The 17,718-nt window shown below is 57.3% G+C and carries 14 protein-coding genes; 1 reads left to right on the forward strand and 13 read right to left on the reverse strand.

Annotated features, from left to right (window positions below):
• Window positions 1-72: 72 nt before the first annotated feature.
• From FZ934_RS24715 to iolD, 4 genes are read right to left on the reverse strand one after another with little or no spacing between them, the layout of a single operon-like run.
• Complete coding sequence (locus FZ934_RS24715; protein WP_153274028.1) at window positions 73-1,203, reverse strand: Gfo/Idh/MocA family protein; 1,131 nt, start codon at window positions 1,201-1,203, stop codon at window positions 73-75.
• 46 nt (window positions 1,204-1,249) lie between these two features.
• Complete coding sequence (locus FZ934_RS24720; protein WP_153273450.1) at window positions 1,250-2,308, reverse strand: sugar phosphate isomerase/epimerase family protein; 1,059 nt, start codon at window positions 2,306-2,308, stop codon at window positions 1,250-1,252.
• Between the two features lie 15 nt (window positions 2,309-2,323).
• Window positions 2,324-3,133 (reverse strand): SDR family oxidoreductase, encoded by an 810-nt coding sequence (locus tag FZ934_RS24725; RefSeq protein WP_153273451.1) that lies wholly within the window; start codon window positions 3,131-3,133, stop codon window positions 2,324-2,326.
• Window positions 3,134-3,154: 21 nt separating this feature from the next.
• Window positions 3,155-4,996: a 3D-(3,5/4)-trihydroxycyclohexane-1,2-dione acylhydrolase (decyclizing) gene (gene iolD / locus FZ934_RS24730; RefSeq protein ID WP_153273452.1), complete on the reverse strand. Its 1,842-nt coding sequence runs from the start codon at window positions 4,994-4,996 to the stop codon at window positions 3,155-3,157.
• A 367-nt stretch (window positions 4,997-5,363) separates the two neighbouring features.
• Between iolD and iolG the strand changes: the two genes are divergently transcribed.
• Window positions 5,364-6,368, forward strand: a complete 1,005-nt coding sequence (gene iolG / locus FZ934_RS24735; RefSeq protein ID WP_153273453.1) for an inositol 2-dehydrogenase — start codon at window positions 5,364-5,366, stop codon at window positions 6,366-6,368.
• 101 nt (window positions 6,369-6,469) lie between these two features.
• Here iolG and FZ934_RS24740 read toward each other — a convergent pair whose 3' ends face one another.
• From FZ934_RS24740 to FZ934_RS24780, 9 genes are all read right to left on the reverse strand, one after another.
• Window positions 6,470-7,402 carry a hypothetical protein gene (locus FZ934_RS24740; RefSeq protein WP_153273454.1) on the reverse strand — a complete coding sequence of 311 codons (933 nt, stop codon included), beginning with the start codon at window positions 7,400-7,402 and terminating at the stop codon, window positions 6,470-6,472.
• Window positions 7,403-7,559: 157 nt separating this feature from the next.
• The gene (locus FZ934_RS24745; protein WP_432443629.1) at window positions 7,560-9,164 is read right to left on the reverse strand and encodes a UvrD-helicase domain-containing protein; all 1,605 of its coding nucleotides are present in this window, start codon (window positions 9,162-9,164) and stop codon (window positions 7,560-7,562) included.
• 71 nt (window positions 9,165-9,235) lie between these two features.
• Window positions 9,236-11,188: an AAA family ATPase gene (locus FZ934_RS24750; protein WP_153273456.1), complete on the reverse strand. Its 1,953-nt coding sequence runs from the start codon at window positions 11,186-11,188 to the stop codon at window positions 9,236-9,238.
• Between the two features lie 138 nt (window positions 11,189-11,326).
• Window positions 11,327-12,238 (reverse strand): MurR/RpiR family transcriptional regulator, encoded by a 912-nt coding sequence (locus FZ934_RS24755; RefSeq protein WP_153274029.1) that lies wholly within the window; start codon window positions 12,236-12,238, stop codon window positions 11,327-11,329.
• A gap of 135 nt (window positions 12,239-12,373) precedes the next feature.
• Window positions 12,374-13,321 carry a substrate-binding domain-containing protein gene (locus FZ934_RS24760; protein ID WP_153273457.1) on the reverse strand — a complete coding sequence of 316 codons (948 nt, stop codon included), beginning with the start codon at window positions 13,319-13,321 and terminating at the stop codon, window positions 12,374-12,376.
• A 74-nt stretch (window positions 13,322-13,395) separates the two neighbouring features.
• Entirely contained in the window at window positions 13,396-14,412 is a 1,017-nt protein-coding gene (locus FZ934_RS24765) for an ABC transporter permease (protein ID WP_153273458.1), read from the reverse strand.
• Window positions 14,381-15,901, reverse strand: coding sequence for a sugar ABC transporter ATP-binding protein (locus FZ934_RS24770; protein ID WP_153273459.1), 1,521 nt, complete (start codon window positions 15,899-15,901; stop codon window positions 14,381-14,383). Before FZ934_RS24770 ends, FZ934_RS24765 begins: the two co-directional genes overlap by 32 nt.
• A 3-nt stretch (window positions 15,902-15,904) precedes the next feature.
• A complete protein-coding gene (locus tag FZ934_RS24775; RefSeq protein WP_153273460.1) occupies window positions 15,905-16,891 on the reverse strand; it encodes a hydroxyacid dehydrogenase in 987 nt (328 codons plus the stop codon).
• A gap of 1 nt (window position 16,892) precedes the next feature.
• Window positions 16,893-17,711, reverse strand: a complete 819-nt coding sequence (locus FZ934_RS24780; RefSeq protein WP_153273461.1) for an HpcH/HpaI aldolase family protein — start codon at window positions 17,709-17,711, stop codon at window positions 16,893-16,895.
• Window positions 17,712-17,718 lie beyond the last annotated feature (7 nt).

A 17,718-nucleotide genomic window follows, 5' to 3' on the forward strand; every position in this document is an offset into this window, starting at 1 on the left:
TGATTTCTTATGGATGCCTTAGCCTGTTGCCGAACCCGTTCCCGTCAGGTTCGGCCTTCAGGTCATTCCATGTCAGGCGAACTTCGGCTTCAGCCAGCCGCCGCCTTGTTCATGGCTGTCGACGACCGCGTCGACAAATGCCACGCCCTTCAAACCGTCATATGATGTCGGGACATTTGCTCCCGACGCGTTGGGCTCGCGACCGTCGGCTTTTGCTCGGATCGATTCTGCAAAACCCTGGTAAAGATTGGAGAAAGCCTCGATATAGCCTTCTGGGTGTCCTGGCGGTGTGCGCGTGCGCGCCCGTGTCTCCAGGCTCAGGTCGTCGCGCCCCCGCTTGATAACCTTTGGAGCGCCGAACAATTCCGTGAACACGAGTTCGTTCGGTGCCTCCTGGTGCCAGGCGAGGCTGCCCTTCTCGCCGAACACGCGAAGACGAAGACCGTTTGATTGGCCGATCGCGACCTGCGACGACCAAAGCAGACCACGCGCGCCGCCTTCATAACGGATCATGACGTGAGCGTTGTCGTCCAGTGCTCGACCCTCCACAAACGTGGCAAGGTCGGCAGCGATCGCCTCGGCCTTCAAGCCCGTCACGAACCCTGCCAGATGATAGGCATGCGTGCCGATGTCACCGATCGAACCGCCGCGGCCGTTCTTCTTGGGATCGGTGCGCCATGCCGCCTGCTGATTACCCTGCAGTTCGATCCCGGTCGCCATCCACTCGAGCGGGTACTCAACCTGGACCACCCTGATCTTTCCGAGGTCGCCGCGCGAAACCATCGCGCGCGCCTCGTGGATCATCGGGTACCCGCTATAGGTATAAGTGACACCGACGAAGCGCCCGGTCTCTTTGGCCAGGTCGTGCAACGCAATCGCGTCCTCGATGGTGGTGGTCATCGGCTTTTCGCAGATGACCTCGATACCGGCTTCGATGAACGCCTTGGCGATCGGAAAATGCGTGTGGTTCGGCGTGCAGATCGCGACGGCATCAATACGGTCAGGGCGGTTGCGCTCGCCTTCTACCATGGACTGGAAACTATCGTACGAACGGTCAGCCTCGATGAAGTTGTCCGCCGCAAATGCATGGCCGCGAGCGGCGTCTACGTCGAACGCGCCGGCGACAAGCTCGAACTGGTTATCGAGGCGAGCTGCGTAGCGATGGATGCCCCCGATATACGCGCCGAGACCGCCACCGACCATTCCAAGTCGCAACCTGCGTTTTGAGAGAGACGAGCTGCTCACCGAATTACCCTTCAATTCCGAGAATTTCGTTGTTCACCGCACGGTCCGCGCCCGACTTCACGAAGTCGTCGAAGGCGCGTTCCGAAACGCGGATGATGTGATCGCTAATGAACCGAGCGCCCTCAGCCGCTCCGTCCTCGGAGTTTTTGAGGCAGCACTCCCACTCGAGCACAGCCCAGCCATCGAAATCGTAGCCGGAAAGCTTCGAGAAGATCGCGCCGAAATCGACCTGGCCATCGCCCGGCGAACGGAACCGGCCGGCTCTGCTGATCCAGGGCTGATAGCCGCCGTATGCACCGGTCTTCCCCGTCGGGCGGAACTCCGCGTCCTTGACGTGGAAGGTCTTGATGCGCTCATGATAGTGGTCGATGTATGTGAGGTAATCGATCGACTGAAGCACGAGGTGGCTAGGGTCGTACATGATGTTGCAGCGTGGGTGGTTGTCGACCCGCTCCAGAAACATCTCGAACGTCAGGCCGTCGTGCAGGTCCTCCGTCGGATGGATTTCATAGCAGACGTCGACGCCTTCGCGGTCGAACGCGTCGAGGATCGGCCGCCAGCGGCGTGCGAGCTCGTCGAAGCCGTCGGAAATCAGGCCATCCGGCCACTGCGGATAGGGATAGAAGTAAGGCCACAGGAGCGTGCCACTGAAGGTGGTGTGGCGATCGACACCAAACCGCCTCGATGCCTTGGCGGCGCAAAGCAGCTGGTTTACGGCCCACTCCTGCCGAGCCTTTGCGTTCCGATGAACCTTCTTCGGTGCGAACGAATCCGCCGGCAGATTGAACGACGGGTGAAGCGCGACGAGCTGGCCCTGTAGGTGGCTGGCGAGATCGGTCACCTCAAGGCCATGTTCGGCCAACGTACCCTTGAACTCATCCACGTAATCCTGGCTCTCAGCGGCAAGCTCGAGATCAATGACGCGGGTATCCCAAGTCGGAATCTGAACGCCCTTGAAGCCCTTGTCAGCGGCCCATCCTGCCAAACCCTTGAGGTTGTTGAACGGAGCCTCATCTGCCGCAAACTGAGCGAGGAAAACTGCGGGACCCTTGATAGTGCGCATTTCTTTCACCTGGATTTAAAGAGCTGCAGCGGGATGGGGAACACCGTCGTACGCACCCCAGATACCCTGATCAAAATTCACGATCGCCCCGGTCATCAATCCTGACTCGGCGGAAGCGAGGAAAGCGATTGCCCGGGCGACTTCGGCAGGTTCGATCAGCCTTCCGTTAGGCTGCTCTGCCGCGGCCTTAACCAGCCAGTCGTCGGGCTGACCATCGATTTCACGCTGCGTTCGATCCTCTCCTTCCGATGCCATCCAGCCGATGTTGAGGCTGTTGACTCGGATACGGTTCCGGAGGACGGCGTAAGCAGTATTTCTCGTCAACGTGTCCAGCGCGCCCTTCGACGAGCTGTAGGCCGCGAGGAACGGCTGTCCGCCCATCGATGACATCGTGGAGATATTCACGATCGTGCCTTCGATCTTGTCGCGGCGGAGAAGTTTGACCGCCTCCTGGATCAAAAAGAACGGAGCGCGGATATTGATCGCGAAGAGCTTGTCGAAGAGCTCAGGGGATGTATCGATGATTGTTCCGCGGTCGGTTGCGCCGGCGACGTTGATCAAAGTATCCACACGGCCGAACGCCCGGTCCGCTTCCGCAATGACATTCCGGCAATCATCCACCACCGAAAGGTCGGCGCGTACAAAAAGGGCGCGGGAGCCGAGCTTCTCGAGCTTGGCGACCTGTTCCCTGCCCTTCGATTCCGATCGCCCACAAATGACAATGCCTTCTGCCCCGCGACTAGCGAACAGCTCCGCTGTCGCGGCACCCAGACCTTGGGTACCTCCGGTGATGACGGCAATCTTGTTTTCGAACTGGTTTTCCATTTTCAACCTCAACCCCGCCCGTCACACACCAACACGCTGGCGCTTGCGGCCTTTTTGCTGGTCTTCGGCAGCCGCATTGACTTCCTTGCGTGCACTGACCTGAGGGACACCGACATCCCACCAAGCATCGCCCGGCGTCCATGTGAAGGCGTCAGAAACGATCGTGAGAACGGTGGTGCGGTCGGTCGACTTTGCCCACTCAACTGCGGCACCGAGATCGGCAAGACTTTCAACATGCCGCGTGAGCGCGCCCATCGCTTCGGCATGCTTTGCAAAGTCAACCGCGAACGGCTCCTTCACGCGGCAATCCTTGAGAAGGTTGTTGAAACCCGGAGTGCCCTTGGCATTCTGCAGTCGGTTGATAACTGCGTATCCGCCGTTGTCGCAGACGATGAGGATCATCTTATGACCTGAGAGCACGGTCGAATACACGTCCGAGTTCATCATCATGTAGGTGCCATCGCCAATCATGACGATTGGAGTGCGACTCGGATCGGCCATGGCTGCGCCCCAGCCAGCCGCGATTTCATAGCCCATGCAGCTGAAGCCAAATTCGCAGTCGAAAGTGTTCGGCGCTTTCACACGCCAGTTCTTCATAACTTCGCCGGGCAACCCGCCTGCAGCCGTGATCAACAGATCGCGTTCGCCGGCCTTCTCGTTCACGACACCAACGACCTGAGCATAGGTAGGAATGGCGGCATTCGTTGGCTTCTGATAGCCGTCCAGTGCTGAATTCCACTTCGCGAACTCGGCTCGACCTTTTTCAGTCCATTCGGCGCTCGCCTTGTAATCACCGATGGCCTCCTCAAGCTCGGTGATGCTCTCCAATGCGTCGCCGACCACAGCAACGGCCTGGTGCTTATGGGCGTCGAAGCGAGCAGCGTTGATCGCGACGAACTTGGCATCCGGCGAAAATGCCGTCCATGAGCCCGTCGTGAAGTCCATAAGACGCGTGCCGACCGCAAGGATCACGTCGGCGTCGGCGGCCATGGCGTTCGCCGATGTAGACCCTACGATACCAATCGGACCTACGTGCGCTGGGTGGTCATGGGTGACGGTCCCTTTGCCGGCAATGGTCTCGCAAAGCGGAATGCCATGTTTTTCGGCGAATGCAGCGAGTTGATCCTGGGCTCCGGAGTAGCGGGCACCGCCGCCGGAAATGATCAGCGGACGCTTGGCGCGCTTGAGCGTTTTCACAGCCTGTTCGAGGCTGCCGCGATCCGGCCGCTGACGCGGTGAACGGTGCAACGTCGGCTCAAAGAAGCTCTCGGGATAATCCCATGCAATTTCCTGGACGTCCTGTGGCAGACCGATGAACGCAGGACCGCAGTCCGCGGGATCGAGCATCACGGCGACCGCCTGCGGCAGAGACGAGATGATCTGTTCAGGATGAGTGATACGGTCCCAGTAACGAGTAACCGCTTTGAAGGCATCGTTCACGGTCACAGTCGGGTTGCCGAAGTGCTCGACCTGCTGCATTACGGGATCGGGGCGGCGGTTCACGAAGGTATCGCCGGCCAACAACAGTACAGGAAGTCTGTTCGTATGAGCGACGCCAGCAGCAGTGACCATGTTGAGGGCACCTGGCCCGATCGACGCCGTGGCGACCATGATCTGGCGGCGGCGGGTTGCCTTCGCAAATCCGATTGCAGCGAGCGCCATTGATTGCTCGTTCTGGCCGCGCCACGTTGGCAGAACGTCTTGAACTGCCTCAAGAGCCTCGGAAAGGCACGTCACATTGCCGTGTCCGAAAATTGCGAACACGCCAGGGAAAAGCGGCTCGCGCTTTCCGTCAACTTCAGTAAACTGGTTGCAAAGGTAGCGCACCAGGGCTTGAGCCATGGTCAAACGAACGGTATTCATAGATGCCTCCCAGATCGACAAAATGGGTCGATCAATTTTGTCCGGGAATTTTTATTGCGACATTCGAATAATTGCAAGTGATTTTGCTAGCATCTTCGCGAAACAACCGCATGTGGCTGTTTTCGCTTGCTAAAATAGACGCAATAAAAATTGTCATCCTGACTTGGTTGCAACTCTTGTCATTTTGGTCGCGCGGGCCGAGGTTTATTCACCAAGCCAACATCATCGAGTCCGCCTCTTCGCCACCGACGGCCACGCGCGCTTGCCCCTCAGCCGCCGAGAATTTTTATTGACAATTCGTATATTATGCAATTTTTCTTGCGCGGCGTCGTGATCAGTTTGGGACGCGACTACCTTGGAGGAAAAATTGCTAAAGATCGCTCTACTTGGCTGCGGCAGAATCGGAAAAATGCATGCAGCAACAATCGACCGCGCACCGAATGCCACACTCGCAATCGTGTTCGATCCGATTGCGGATGCCGCGAAACAGGTCGCAGCTCAGTTCAAGTGCCCCGTAGCAGCAACCGCAGAAGACGCCATTGACCAGGCAGATGCTGTATTGATCGCCACATCAACACCTACCCATGCCGATCTCATCGAGAAGGCTATCGCAGCAGGCAAAGCTGTCTTTTGTGAGAAACCAATTGATCTATCGCTCGAGCGAGTGCTTGCATGCAGGCGCGCGATCGCCGGATCGAAGTTGCCTATCCAGATCGGGTTTAACCGGAGATTCGATCCAGGCCACAGAGCCGCCCGGGATGCAGCACGTGCCGGCGATATCGGCGACATCCAGCAGGTCATCATTACCTCCCGCGATCCCGGTTTTGCATCTCGAGACTATATCAGGGCGTCAGGCGGTATCCTCCGCGACATGACTATCCATGACTTCGACCTTGCCCGCTACATGCTGGCCGAAGAGCCTGTCGAGGTCTTCGCGACGGGTAGCGCGATCATTGACCCGACGCTTGCCACCGAGTTTGGCGATGTGGACTCTGTCATGGTCGTTATGAAGACTGCGAGTGGTAAACTCTGCTCGATTACGAATTCGCGCGTCGCTACATATGGGTATGACCAGCGTGTCGAACTGCTGGGCGCGAAGGGCATGGTCATCTCCGGCAATCGCCGCCCTCACGAGCTGCAACGTTTCGGCGGCGAGAGCACTGGTGGTGGAGAGCCTTATCTCAACTTTTTCATCGAGCGTTACACCGAAGCGTTTGCCGCAGGTCTTGAGTCGTTCATCAAGTCCGCGATCGCTGGTTCGGCGACCGAGGCTGACTTTGACGATGGCGTGAAGGCCCTAGCACTCGCAGAGGCGGCGGTTGTTTCGCTGAGGGAGAACCGAACCGTCGGGGTATCGGAAGTCCTCAAGTAGTTCATAAGCAGCCATGTCACCGGCGCGTGCGGCTGACGTCTGGTTCGTCACGCGAGAGATGACGCCTTAATCGCGATCCCGCTTGGCGAAGTGACGCCAAGCTAGGCGGGTTCGCTTCCACTACCGAAGTTCATATCGCGATCGGCCCTTGCTGTCAGAAAGGCTTGAAGTCCAGGGTATGGTGGTGCACCGGCTTTCTCCGCCTTGCTGTATTGCACCACGCTTTCGCGCCAACACATATCGGAATGAGGTCCGGACATCACTGATAACCTTCCTTCCTGCAGACCAAAAGAATGGAGAAGATTATTGCGGATTTCATCGCAAACATGGTTGGCCGCACGCGTAAGCTCCAACATCAGGTCTTCAACAAGGTCCACATGAAATTCATACCGGTCGAAGAGCCTGTGGTAACGTTCCTCGTTCCATTCATCGATTTGATAAAATTTCTTTGTGATCAACTCGTCATCGTCGATACGCGAGGTCTCGCAATGCTCATTGAACTTGCCGATAAAATCGCGAGCGACTACTGCGAAGTTCTGCAGCGCGCTCTCAAGCTCGGGATAGCGACGCGGCCAGACACGTTTCACCGTCCACGAAACTACGGTGGTGAGATCATCGCGAACGGATTTCTCAAGCCCTGGCTGCCCGGAGCTCAACACGAAGCTCGACCATTCCCTCCACCGGTGCATATGGCAAAGGTTTAACCACTCGTCGACGTAGCCAGCGTAGGTGATATCGTCACGAACTTTCTGGGCGTCGTAATTGGGGTTAGAACCGACCCAGGCTTCGTGGTCGGCCTTTAATATTTGCAGGCGTTCGACCGTCCAATGGAGCGGCTGCTCATCAATCTCTCTGTGATGGTTTCGACATAGCAGCAACAGGTTTCCATAGAGGTCTCGTTCTGCCGGCGTTAACGGAGAAACTCCACGCGGACCGTCTACACTTTCCGCGACCATATGGGCCATTTCTCCGATCAACGCCGGGTCGTCGGTCTCGGTCTCGTCAACAACAAGAAGTTTGCGGCAGTCTGGCATCGAACACCGTGCCGCCGACTTCCCCCAGAGCATCTTGGCAGTCTTTGAAGATATTGGCATCGTTGAGATCAATCTGGATTTGACGTGCACAGGACACCAGATGAACGTGGTTCACGATCAACGGCCCCCCATCCATTTCGGCGTCATGCGTCGGTGATTATGAGTAGGTCAATTGATATGGTAGTGCGTATCCCAGAAACTCGTCGTGCGGATGCCGCAACGTTGTCCACCGCCGATAGCCAGGAAACCCGACCGGCCGCTCTCGGCTTGCTGCGACAGTAAGTATCAACTCTCGCTTCGCTCGCGAAATGGCAACAAAAAAGGCGGATCGCTCGTCTGCAATCTTCCCCCAGAACGTTTCTTCCTCGACTCCCATTACTGCCACGGTATCGAATTCCAAACCCTTGCTTTTGTGAACGGACATGACCCGTACGGCCCGATCTGCGGCAAACGCGGAGAGGGCCAACCGGATATCCTCATCGTGCGAAAGCACGTCGTGCAATCTGTTTACTGCCGCGTCGACCAGTTCGTTTAGCCTACTGCCGTGAGCGTAGTCTGGCGACATGGCGACGATCGCGTCGCGACCGACGACCTGAAAGAGACGTTCAAGGATACCTTTCAGCCCCACCACACTCCCTTTTGCAATGCCACCGCGAGCGATGACCTCCCGCGTCTCGGTAACGAACCTATTCCATCGGGAACGGGCACGGTATTCCTGCTCGTCATCCATCGCCCGACCGTACACGATCGCGTCTATCAACCGTCGGTGGGCGTCGCCACTTTCAGCTGTTCCAGCGACAAGCAAAAGGTCAGTGATGACTTTAACGATCGGCTCCGCCGTGAATTCCTGCGTACTATCTTCCTCACGAAAGGGAATTTCGTGCGCTTGAAAGGCCGCCCTAAGGCGCTGACAGACATACTGCTGATCGCGGCTGACAAGGACGGCAATTTCGGAAGGTTCTAGTCCCTCGTCAATCCGGCTTTTTACCGCCGCAGCAAGCTTTTCGGCCTCTTCAGTCGCGTCAGCGGCTGTGAGGACTGTTATTGAGCCTTCCTCACCGGGCAAATCAGCGTCATCGACCGCCGCCGACGGGTCCATCTTCCGCACCATCGCGTTTTGCATTCTTTTGAGCCGGGGTTTTGCACGGAAATTCTGGTAGAGGCTTAATGGCGTCGCTTTGAAATCCCTTGCGAAGTCTTGAAATATACCCTCAAGCGCTCCTGCCCATCCCATGATCTTCTGTTTAGTGTCGCCTACGGCTGTCAGCTCCGCGCCCGAGCTAAAGAAGCAACTCTTCAAAAACTCATATTGTTCGCCGGTACAATCTTGGAATTCGTCCAAAAAGACGTGGCTATACGTGTGTTTCAAGGCATTCTTGGCGATGGTATTGGACTTCACGATCGTGGTGGCCAACGGGACCATGTCCTCGAAGGTGATCGACTGTCCTTGCACCCTGCGTTCGCCGACGCTGTAATCGGGTTCAAGTTGATCTTGGCCCACCAATGCCGTCCGAAATCGATCAATGATGCGCTTCGCAAAAGCGTGGAACGTGTAGCTGTCGAACCGGCTTGCGAGTTCGTGACCACATCGGAGCCTGACCCTGCCTTTTAAGTTTTGACTCGCATCGGCCTTAAACGAGATCGCGAGAATACGGCTCGGATAACGGCAAGTCGCAGTGCGGAGCAGAAAGTCGGCACGTTGCGCGAGAGCTTCAGTTTTTCCGGCCCCAGGACCTGCGGTGAGCGCCAGGTTGCCGGACACCGCTCGAGCTGCCAGAAGCGCGTTAGGTTCAAGCGTTAAACCGCCTGCGGGTGTCCACCGGTCCCGAGAGATCATTCGGGAACTACCTTCAGAGCATTAAGGGCGTGCTTAACAAGACGATCCAACGAGGCGGGCGTAAAAGCTTCGATTATGAAATCGTCAAGCTGTGACATTGCTCGAATATGCCAGACGGGTTTACTTCCGTTCTTGAAGCGACGATTGTAAGCGTCGAAATATGACAGCTGGCTTTCGCTGTACTGATCTGTCGCGGTATCGTGCGACTTCCCTAGCACTGATTTGAACGTTGCCTCATCCGGAACGACCAATTCGGCCTGGTCAACGTCGTATGCAGCGGGAAAAGCAATCATCATTGCAAAGTCGAGGTCGAGCGGCGTCGAGAAAAAGATACCTTTTCCTTCAAGCCAGCTGATGACCTTAGGACCGACGCTATCGGCAGCGAGTAGTCGCGAGGGAGAGTTCCATACTGGATATTGGTCGGTGATGGCCGCTGTGACACCTGTTTCCTCCACATCGGAATAGGCAAGCAGTTGCTTACAAACGTATCGAATTCGTCCCCATCCACCTTCGTGCCGAGAAAGATCGAGATCAAGCAGCGTTACGAACGGAATCTCCAAGCCGTGAAGCAGTCTCCAGAAATGGTTCACATGCCTACCGCCCAAAGGCACTACCGAGATCGAGGCGTCGTCGATTTTTGTGCCAGCGGCACTTATAAGGCGGGGTAGAACTACCTCTTCACTATCGCCTTCGCCGAGTACGACATAGCGGGCGAAATAAAGCTCAGGGTACGCTTGAACCGCCTCCTGCACGAACTTGTGCGCATCAGCCTCTTTTTCCGTATCAGGAAGAACGATCCTCCTTGAACGTGTCGTCCGGTCCGCAGCCAAGCGCAAATAACGAACGCTTCTCGGATCGACCCGACGCATTATCGACGCTGAATGGGTTGCCAACACAGCCTGCGAATCCTGGCCCGCTGAGAACTCTTTGAGGCTTGCCACGATCCGACCCAGGTAGTGCGGCGATAGACTGTTTTCAGGTTCTTCGACGGCGATCATGTTGAACACTGCCGGGCGAAGTTTGTCGATGTCGAACTGGCCCTCTAACTCTCCAGCGAGGACACGCTGGCTGAGCTGATGAACCCCCATCACGATCGACAAGTACAGTATCGATTGCTGCCCATCGCTAAGGCGTGAGAAATCGACCCGCTCTTCATCATGCCCAGGCGCGAACACCAAGCTCATGTGGCGCAGGAGAGCTTCGATTTCGTTTCGTCCGAAAAAGACTGACGGGTTCGTAAAGTGGCTGCCCTTATGGAGCGTTGTCCATGAACTGGACAACGCGCTCGTCACGCTGGTCATTGCGGCGTTACCGGCAAGTGCGGAGCTGATCTGTTCCGTGAGCCCGTCAACAGCGGTCCGTTCGCTCGCCCAATTCGCAGCTCTGAGTAGTCGACCGAGCAGTGCATTCGCTGAGTAGGAAATATGGTCGGCCGGATCACGTCGGGCTGGTAAATAATGGACTTGAATGCTGTTGCGGTCCTGTTTCGCAACCCGACTTTCAACGGTCGGCTGGCCGCCTGCATCGGTTTTCTGAACGTTGGTAAAGTTCTCCTCGATTTCACCGTCTTGGTCGAGAACGGCCATCAAGCGGAAGCGAATCTGTACCGGGCCCTCCGGTGCCATAAGTTGCATGTGGGCGAACGCACCGGGAATACCGGGCTTTGGCGATCCGTCGTCGACAACGAGTTCCGGGAATTCAAAATCCGCCTCCAGCCAAAGCTGTCGCTTCGAGGGAGTCTCACTCTCATTGCAAGGGACATGGAAGTCCGATTTGCGAATCTTTCGCTGGCCCGGGTCCAAACTGAACATTCTGGCCAACGCTTGTAGTACCGCAGTTTTACCCGATCCATTTGGACCGAGCAAAAACGTCATGTTGTCGAGATCGATCGTTGTCGGAATTACGCCGAAAGACCGGAAATTGCTGAGCCGAAGACGAACAAGTTTCATGATTCCCCCATGACCAATGGATTAGCAAATCACCATGCAGCGCGGAAGGTTACTCTACCGACTTGAGCAACTTTAAGCTGCTTTTTCCATGGTTTCAGCTACGAGCTGGCATAGATTGGGATCGTCGAAAATAACGCCTTACGGCTTGCGGCGGAGGTTTCCTGTAACGGTAGGAATGCGCGGCGCGTCCTTGCCGTTGGTCTGCAGCATGGCGGCCAAGGAGACTGCGATACACTGCGTCAGACACATCGGCGCTGCGAGGCTGCGGGAGAAGGAGTACTCGTCTTCCGGCACAGTGAATAGCACCGCCGCGCCTTTTGCCAGCGGGGACAGCTGGCTGTCGGTAATTGCCACCATCGGCGTTCCATTCTGCGCTGCCACATCCGCAATCGCGATTACTTCCTTGGCGTAATGCCTGAACGAGATCGCGACAAGCACGTCCTTGGGGCCCATAACCTGGGCCATTTCGGGCGCGAGACCACCGGCGGGATCGAGCAGAACGACCCTTCTACGCAACATCGAAAGAACATAACGAAGGAAACGCGCGATCGGCTCAGAACGTAGCTGGCCGACGATAAAGATCGTGTCGGCGTCGTTCAAGACTGTCGCCGCCTGCGTCAGGTTTTCCTCGCTTACCGTGTTCAGAAGGCCCTGAAGCGTGGCAATGTCTCTGACAACTAGATCGTGGAGGAACCCGAGATTTCCATTTTTCTTGGTCTTCTCAAGATCGGCATCCAGCGCGCTGATGCGCTCTCGGTAACCCGGCGCAGCCGTGGACAGGCGCGTCTGAAAAACTGCCTGGAGCTGTTTAAACCCTGAAAACCCGAAATGCTGGGCAAACCTCACCAAGATCGATGGGTGTGCGCCGCATTGCTCGGCAATGACGTTGATGGACTGCATCGCGACGATATTCGGGTTTTGCGTGATGAAGCGGGCGACCTGCTGGAAGCGATCACTCAAACTGTCATATTGCTTTGTAACCTCATTGACGAAGCCCTCGTAGTGAGCAAGCTGGACTGGCGGCTCGGTCGTTTCTTTTGTCCGTGGCATGCTGGCGGCTCCCATCCCGGTTACAAGTTCCCGTCGTTGCGACAGGTGAGTTGCCGCCCACAGGTATTGCAAGAATCCCAACTTCGCAATGAATTATGTGGAGGCGCGAATTGCGCCCCCACGATAGCCTAGCACTCAGTAGGGTGCGTCAGGGAAGTAGTACTGTGCGGCGTTGTCCTTGGTGATGAGCGGGCTGCCGAGGACGTAGCGCCCGTTGATCGGGGCCTGGGTTGCGAACTTCATCGTTGTGAGTTCGATCGCCGGGATGATCAGGGTTGGCGGATAGAAGATGTCGGCGTCAACCATGTCATTCCCGTCTTGGACGAGCTTGATGACCTTGTTCATGCCCGAGCCGCCGAGCACTTTCACGCCTTTGCGATCCGTCTGTTTGATTGCCTCCATTGCACCAAGCGCGGCGTCGTCATCGCCAGCCCAAACACCGTCGATCTTGGGGAAACGCTGAAGGTAATCCTGCATAACCTCGAAACCCTTGTCCGGATTCCAGTTGGCGTACTGCATGTCGAGAATTTCGATCTTCGAATCCTTGAGGGCGTTCTGGAACGCCTCGATACGGATGTTGTCAATCGCCGTGGGAATCCCACGCATTACGACGATTTTGCCGCCGTCCGGGAATTTTTTCTTGAAGTACTCTGCAGCGGCGACCCCGTACTGCGGATTGTCGCCGCCCACGTAGAGGTCCTCGATGTTCTTCTCGGCGAGGCCACGATCGACGACCGTGACGAACACGCCCTTGGCCTTCGCTGCTTTAACCGGCTCGGTGAGCGGATCGGATTCCTGTGGCAATACAACGAGCGCGTTTATCTTGCGGCTCATCAGGTCTTCGATGTCGTTGACCTGTTGCGTAGCGCTCGATGAAGTGACGACAACGAAGTCGATGTTCGGAAACGCCTTCTTCATGGCTTCGACGGTGCGCTTCGTGTGGTAGACGAGGCCCCCTGTCCAACCGTGGTCAGCCGCGGGTATCGAAATCCCGATCGTCGCGTCGGCACCGTACGAGGTGCCTGTCAGGCCGGCAAGAACCAGTCCTCCAGCCACGACGACATTCCTGAGTTTACTGAGCATGCGTTACCCTCCCATTGGGCGTGAGTTTTGAAACGGCAGTCGCCGGTTCGGTTCAGATTGAAGATTTGGAGAAGCTAACCTTGGGATCGATCACGCTGCAGGAGCACTGCGATGACGATGATCGCACCTTGGACCGCCCCGTTAAGATACGGCGAGATAAATCCGGTGAGGTTCAGGATGTTGGAGATGAAGCCGAGAATGAGAACGCCGACGACGGTGCCCCAGACACGTCCGAAGCCTCCACCAAGCGCCGTACCCCCGATTATGACGGAAGCGATCGCTTCGAGTTCCCACATCATTCCCGTCGACGGCGTCGCCGCACCGAGGCGTGGTACGTAGATGACGGTGGCGATCCCAACGCATAGGCCTTGGATGACATAGGTCAGAATACGCACACGATCGACCGGGATTGCCGAGTACAGAGCCACGTAACGGTTGGAGCCAATGGCAGCGACATGACGTCCGAAGCGCGTGCGCCGCAAGACCACTTCGGCAATCACCGCGATCGCGATGAAAACGAAGATCGGAACGGCAATCCCACCGATCGTTCCATAGTAAATCGGTCGGGCTGCATCGCGGAGGGCGAAGTCCAACGAGATGGAGCCCCCGTCGGAGAGCCACGTCAGGATCGAGCGGAAGACCCCCATGGTTCCGAGCGTCACAATGAACGCTTCCACACGCCCCTTGACGATCATCGCACCGTTGAAGAAGCCCGCTGCGGCTCCGAGCAGAAGCGAAAACACGATGCCGGCGGCAACAAGGAGCCATCCCGTACCGAATGACCCCGTGGCCTGGTTCATGACCATGATCGCTACGCCTGCCACCAATGCGCTCAGCGAGCCCACCGAAAGGTCCAGTCCCCCAGCGGTGATGACGAAGGTCGCGCCGATAGCGATGATGCCGATGATCGCGCTTCGCGTGAACACGTTCGAAAGATTTTCGGCACCGAGAAAGCTGCTGCTCATCAGAGAGCCAATGATCATCAAGAAGATCAGTGCAAGGAGAGGACCTGCAGCCTCGAATGCCTTGAGCGCTTTCTGACGGCCCGAACCGCCGGCGCTACCGACGTGCGTTGCCGATATATCGGACATTATCTAACTCCTCCTGAACGCCCATAGCGAGCCTTATGATCTCGCCCTCGTTGATGCCATCGCCCGACAATTCCCCGACAGCTTTGCCTTTGCGCATCACGACAACACGGTGCGCGAGGCCGACGACCTCCTGCATCTCGGAGGACACAACGACGATCGCCTTTCCCCGAGACGCCAGATCGGCGATGATCTTGTAGATTTGCTGTTTTGCTCCGATATCGACGCCCCGTGTCGGCTCGTCGAAAATGACAACGTTCGGATCGCTGGCCAGTGTCTTGGCGATGAGGACCTTTTGCTGATTACCCCCGCTGAGAGAGCCGGCCGTTGTGTCGATGTCTCCGGTGCGGATGTCATATGCCGACACGGCGTCGAGCAACTTTGCCCGCTCCGCCTTTTTGTCGATCCACGTTCGTCCGGAAAGCGCTCCAGATGTCAGTGCGAGGTTGACAGCGAGTGGCTTGCCCAGCAGCAGCCCCTTTGCTTTTCGATCCTCCGTGAGATAGGCGATACCCAGCTGCCATGCCTCGCGCGCGGCCGGCAACTTCCGTACAGTGCCGTTCAATCGGAACTCAACGCAGGTTGCCGAACGCAGTCCGCAGATCGCCTCGAAGAGCTCTGTGCGGCCCGAGCCTACCAAGCCGGCGACGCCTAGAATCTCGCCCTGCCCTACCGAGAGCGTCGCCTCGGAGACAAAGCCTCGACTGGCGAGGTTGTTGATGCCGAGCACTTCAACTGGGTTCACCGGAGGGCACTTGGCCGGGAAGATTTCCGCAAGCGGACGACCAACCATAGCCTCCGCCATTTGCGATTCACTCAATTGGGACGCCCGCTCCAGGCGAACGATCTGTCCGTCGCGCAAGACCGCGACCCGATCAGCGATTTCCTTTACTTCGTCGAGACGGTGAGACGTAAATATGACGGACCCACCGGCGGCCCGGAATTCGCGCACACGTTCGAACAGCCGCTCGGCCTCGGTGCCAGAAAGCACCGCGGTTGGCTCGTCCATCAACACGAGCCGCGGATTGCGCGCGAAAGCCTTCGCAAGCTCGATTAACTGCCAGTCGGAAACCGGCAAGTCCTTGAGTTTAGCTCGCGGGTTGGCCGATGACCCAAGCCGCGCAAGGCTTTCTTTGGCAAGGCGCTGCATGATTTTTGTGTCGGTGAAGGGTCCCTTGCGCACTTCTCGGCCGAGGAAAACGTTCTCGGCCACGGTGAGATGTGGTGCGAGGCAGAACTCCTGATGGACCATTATGATGCCTGCAGCCTCTGCACCAACAAGCGAGGTGGGAGCCGAGACATCATCGAAGCTTGCTGTGCCGGCAGTCTGTTGGGCAAGACCGGCGATGATGCGCATAAGCGTCGACTTACCCGCGCCGTTTTCTCCAACCAGCGCAAGCACCTCGCCAGGCTCGACATCGAGATCGATCCCTTTGAGAACAGCGACCTGGCCATAAGATTTCGTGACTTCCTTCAGTGAAAGGAGCGCCATTGGTTATGCTCCGATCGCTGCTCCGCTGGGCGCATGTATCTGGTCGTGGTTCACCACCAACGCCGGGTCGAGCTTCCCATCGAAGAAATTCAGGATGTTCGTAGCTGCGGAAATGGCCATTCGTCGGGCGCACGCCTCCGTCAGCCCTGCGTTGTGCGGTGAGACGATGGCCCTTTCGCATTTGAGAAGAGGACTATCTGTCGCCGGCGGCTCGTCGGCGAAGACGTCGAGGCCCGCTGCGGCGAGACGCCCGTTGTTGAGCGCCTCGACCAAGGCCGCCTCGTCAATCAGCCCCCCGCGCGCCGTATTGATCACGATCGACGTAGGTTTCATGATCGCGAGTTCGCTGGCTCCGATAAGAGGTTGATCTCCGACCTTAGGCACGTGAAGGGACACGACGTCAGCAACGCGTAGTCCTTCACTTAAATCGGTGACCGGCTTCGCTCCACGGGCCAGGATAGACTCATCCGCCTGGAACCTGTCGTATGCGAGAACATCCATTCCGAGTGCTGATGCGATTTCCGATAGACGCCGTCCAATCCTGCCGAAACCGACGACCAGAAGTGTTTTTCCGTCCAGCTCGTCACAGTCGAGACTGTTTCGATAATTCCAGTCTCCGGCTCGCATGCGCTGATCGAACAGTACAGTCCTGCGTGCTGCAGCCAGCATGAGCATCGCCGCATGTTCTGCGACTGCCCTCGAATTGACATCGCCGACGACGGTCAGCGGAATCTTCCGCTCGTTGAGCGCGTTAACATCGACCGCGTCGTAGCCCACACCGTGACGCGATACGATCTGCAGTCGGGGCGCGGCGGCAATGTAATCCCCCGGCAGCGGTTGCGTCCTGATGAGAATCGCGTCTGCGGTCTCCAGATACGGCTGATAGCTCACCGACGACACTTCTTCGACGTAGTCGAGCTGAACATCCGGCCGGTTCAAAACAGCAAGCCCGTCCGGATGGAGCTTTCCCGCAACAAGAATACGCACCATGTCAGTAGCCTCCCTTGGCGGCGGCATCGGACTTCGCGGCATCGCTCCCGGTAAGCTCACGGAATTTTTTGACACTTGTCTCAGCTGCACCAGCCAGCAGGCGGACATCGTTGGACACGGTCACAAGATCGAAGCCCCAGCTCACCGCCTCGGCAGCGTAATCTGCAGTGCCGTTGTGAAGAGCAGCTCGCTTCCCTGCCTTGTGGGCGCGTTCAAGAATGTGTTTGATCGCATCGATCATTTCCGGCTCCCGTCTGTCGAAGCCGGGAGCGTACTTGCGCCCCTGCAAGCCAAGCGTGAGATCGGCAGGTCCGATATAGACGCCGTCCAGGCCGGGCGTCGCCAAGATATCTTCGAGATTCTCAAACGCCTGAGCCGTCTCGATCATGGCAAGGCAGATCATTTCGTCGTCCGCCTCGTTGGCATAGCCGGCCCCCGCGGAAAAAAGCGCACGGCTTGGACCGAAACTACGAACACCATTTGGTGGATATCGAACGTAGGAGACAAGCTGCTCGGCTTCGGCTCGCGTGTTGATCATCGGGCAGATGACCCCATACGCGCCTGCGTCCAAAGCCTTCATGATGTCGGCCGGGTCGAGCCAGGGGACGCGAACCATAGGAGTGACGCCGCTTGCGCGCATCGCTTGCAACATCGGCACAGCGCCGTCATATCCGACGATCCCGTGCTGCATGTCGATTGTGATAGAGTCATAGCCCTGTGCAGCCATGATCTCGGCGCTGAATGAATTGGCAATTGATAGCCAACCATTGAGCACAGGTTTCCCATCCGCCCAGAGGCGTTTAATTCCGTTGTTGATCATGTTTGAC

Source organism: Rhizobium grahamii (genome assembly GCF_009498215.1).
Classification (GTDB): Bacteria; Pseudomonadota; Alphaproteobacteria; order Rhizobiales; family Rhizobiaceae; genus Rhizobium; species Rhizobium grahamii_A.

What these genes read in the sequence shown, in the direction of transcription:
- FZ934_RS24715 (WP_153274028.1), bottom strand. Translation starts at nt 1,203, where the DNA reads ATGGTCGGTGGCGGTCTCGGCGCGTATATCGGGGGCATCCATCGCTAC.
- FZ934_RS24720 (WP_153273450.1), bottom strand. Translation starts at nt 2,308, where the DNA reads ATGCGCACTATCAAGGGTCCCGCAGTTTTCCTCGCTCAGTTTGCGGCA.
- FZ934_RS24725 (WP_153273451.1), bottom strand. Translation starts at nt 3,133, where the DNA reads ATGGAAAACCAGTTCGAAAACAAGATTGCCGTCATCACCGGAGGTACC.
- iolD (WP_153273452.1), bottom strand. Translation starts at nt 4,996, where the DNA reads ATGAATACCGTTCGTTTGACCATGGCTCAAGCCCTGGTGCGCTACCTT.
- FZ934_RS24740 (WP_153273454.1), bottom strand. Translation starts at nt 7,402, where the DNA reads ATGCCAGACTGCCGCAAACTTCTTGTTGTTGACGAGACCGAGACCGAC.
- FZ934_RS24750 (WP_153273456.1), bottom strand. Translation starts at nt 11,188, where the DNA reads ATGAAACTTGTTCGTCTTCGGCTCAGCAATTTCCGGTCTTTCGGCGTA.
- FZ934_RS24755 (WP_153274029.1), bottom strand. Translation starts at nt 12,238, where the DNA reads ATGCCACGGACAAAAGAAACGACCGAGCCGCCAGTCCAGCTTGCTCAC.
- FZ934_RS24760 (WP_153273457.1), bottom strand. Translation starts at nt 13,321, where the DNA reads ATGCTCAGTAAACTCAGGAATGTCGTCGTGGCTGGAGGACTGGTTCTT.
- FZ934_RS24765 (WP_153273458.1), bottom strand. Translation starts at nt 14,412, where the DNA reads ATGTCCGATATATCGGCAACGCACGTCGGTAGCGCCGGCGGTTCGGGC.
- FZ934_RS24770 (WP_153273459.1), bottom strand. Translation starts at nt 15,901, where the DNA reads ATGGCGCTCCTTTCACTGAAGGAAGTCACGAAATCTTATGGCCAGGTC.
- FZ934_RS24775 (WP_153273460.1), bottom strand. Translation starts at nt 16,891, where the DNA reads ATGGTGCGTATTCTTGTTGCGGGAAAGCTCCATCCGGACGGGCTTGCT.
- FZ934_RS24780 (WP_153273461.1), bottom strand. Translation starts at nt 17,711, where the DNA reads ATGATCAACAACGGAATTAAACGCCTCTGGGCGGATGGGAAACCTGTG.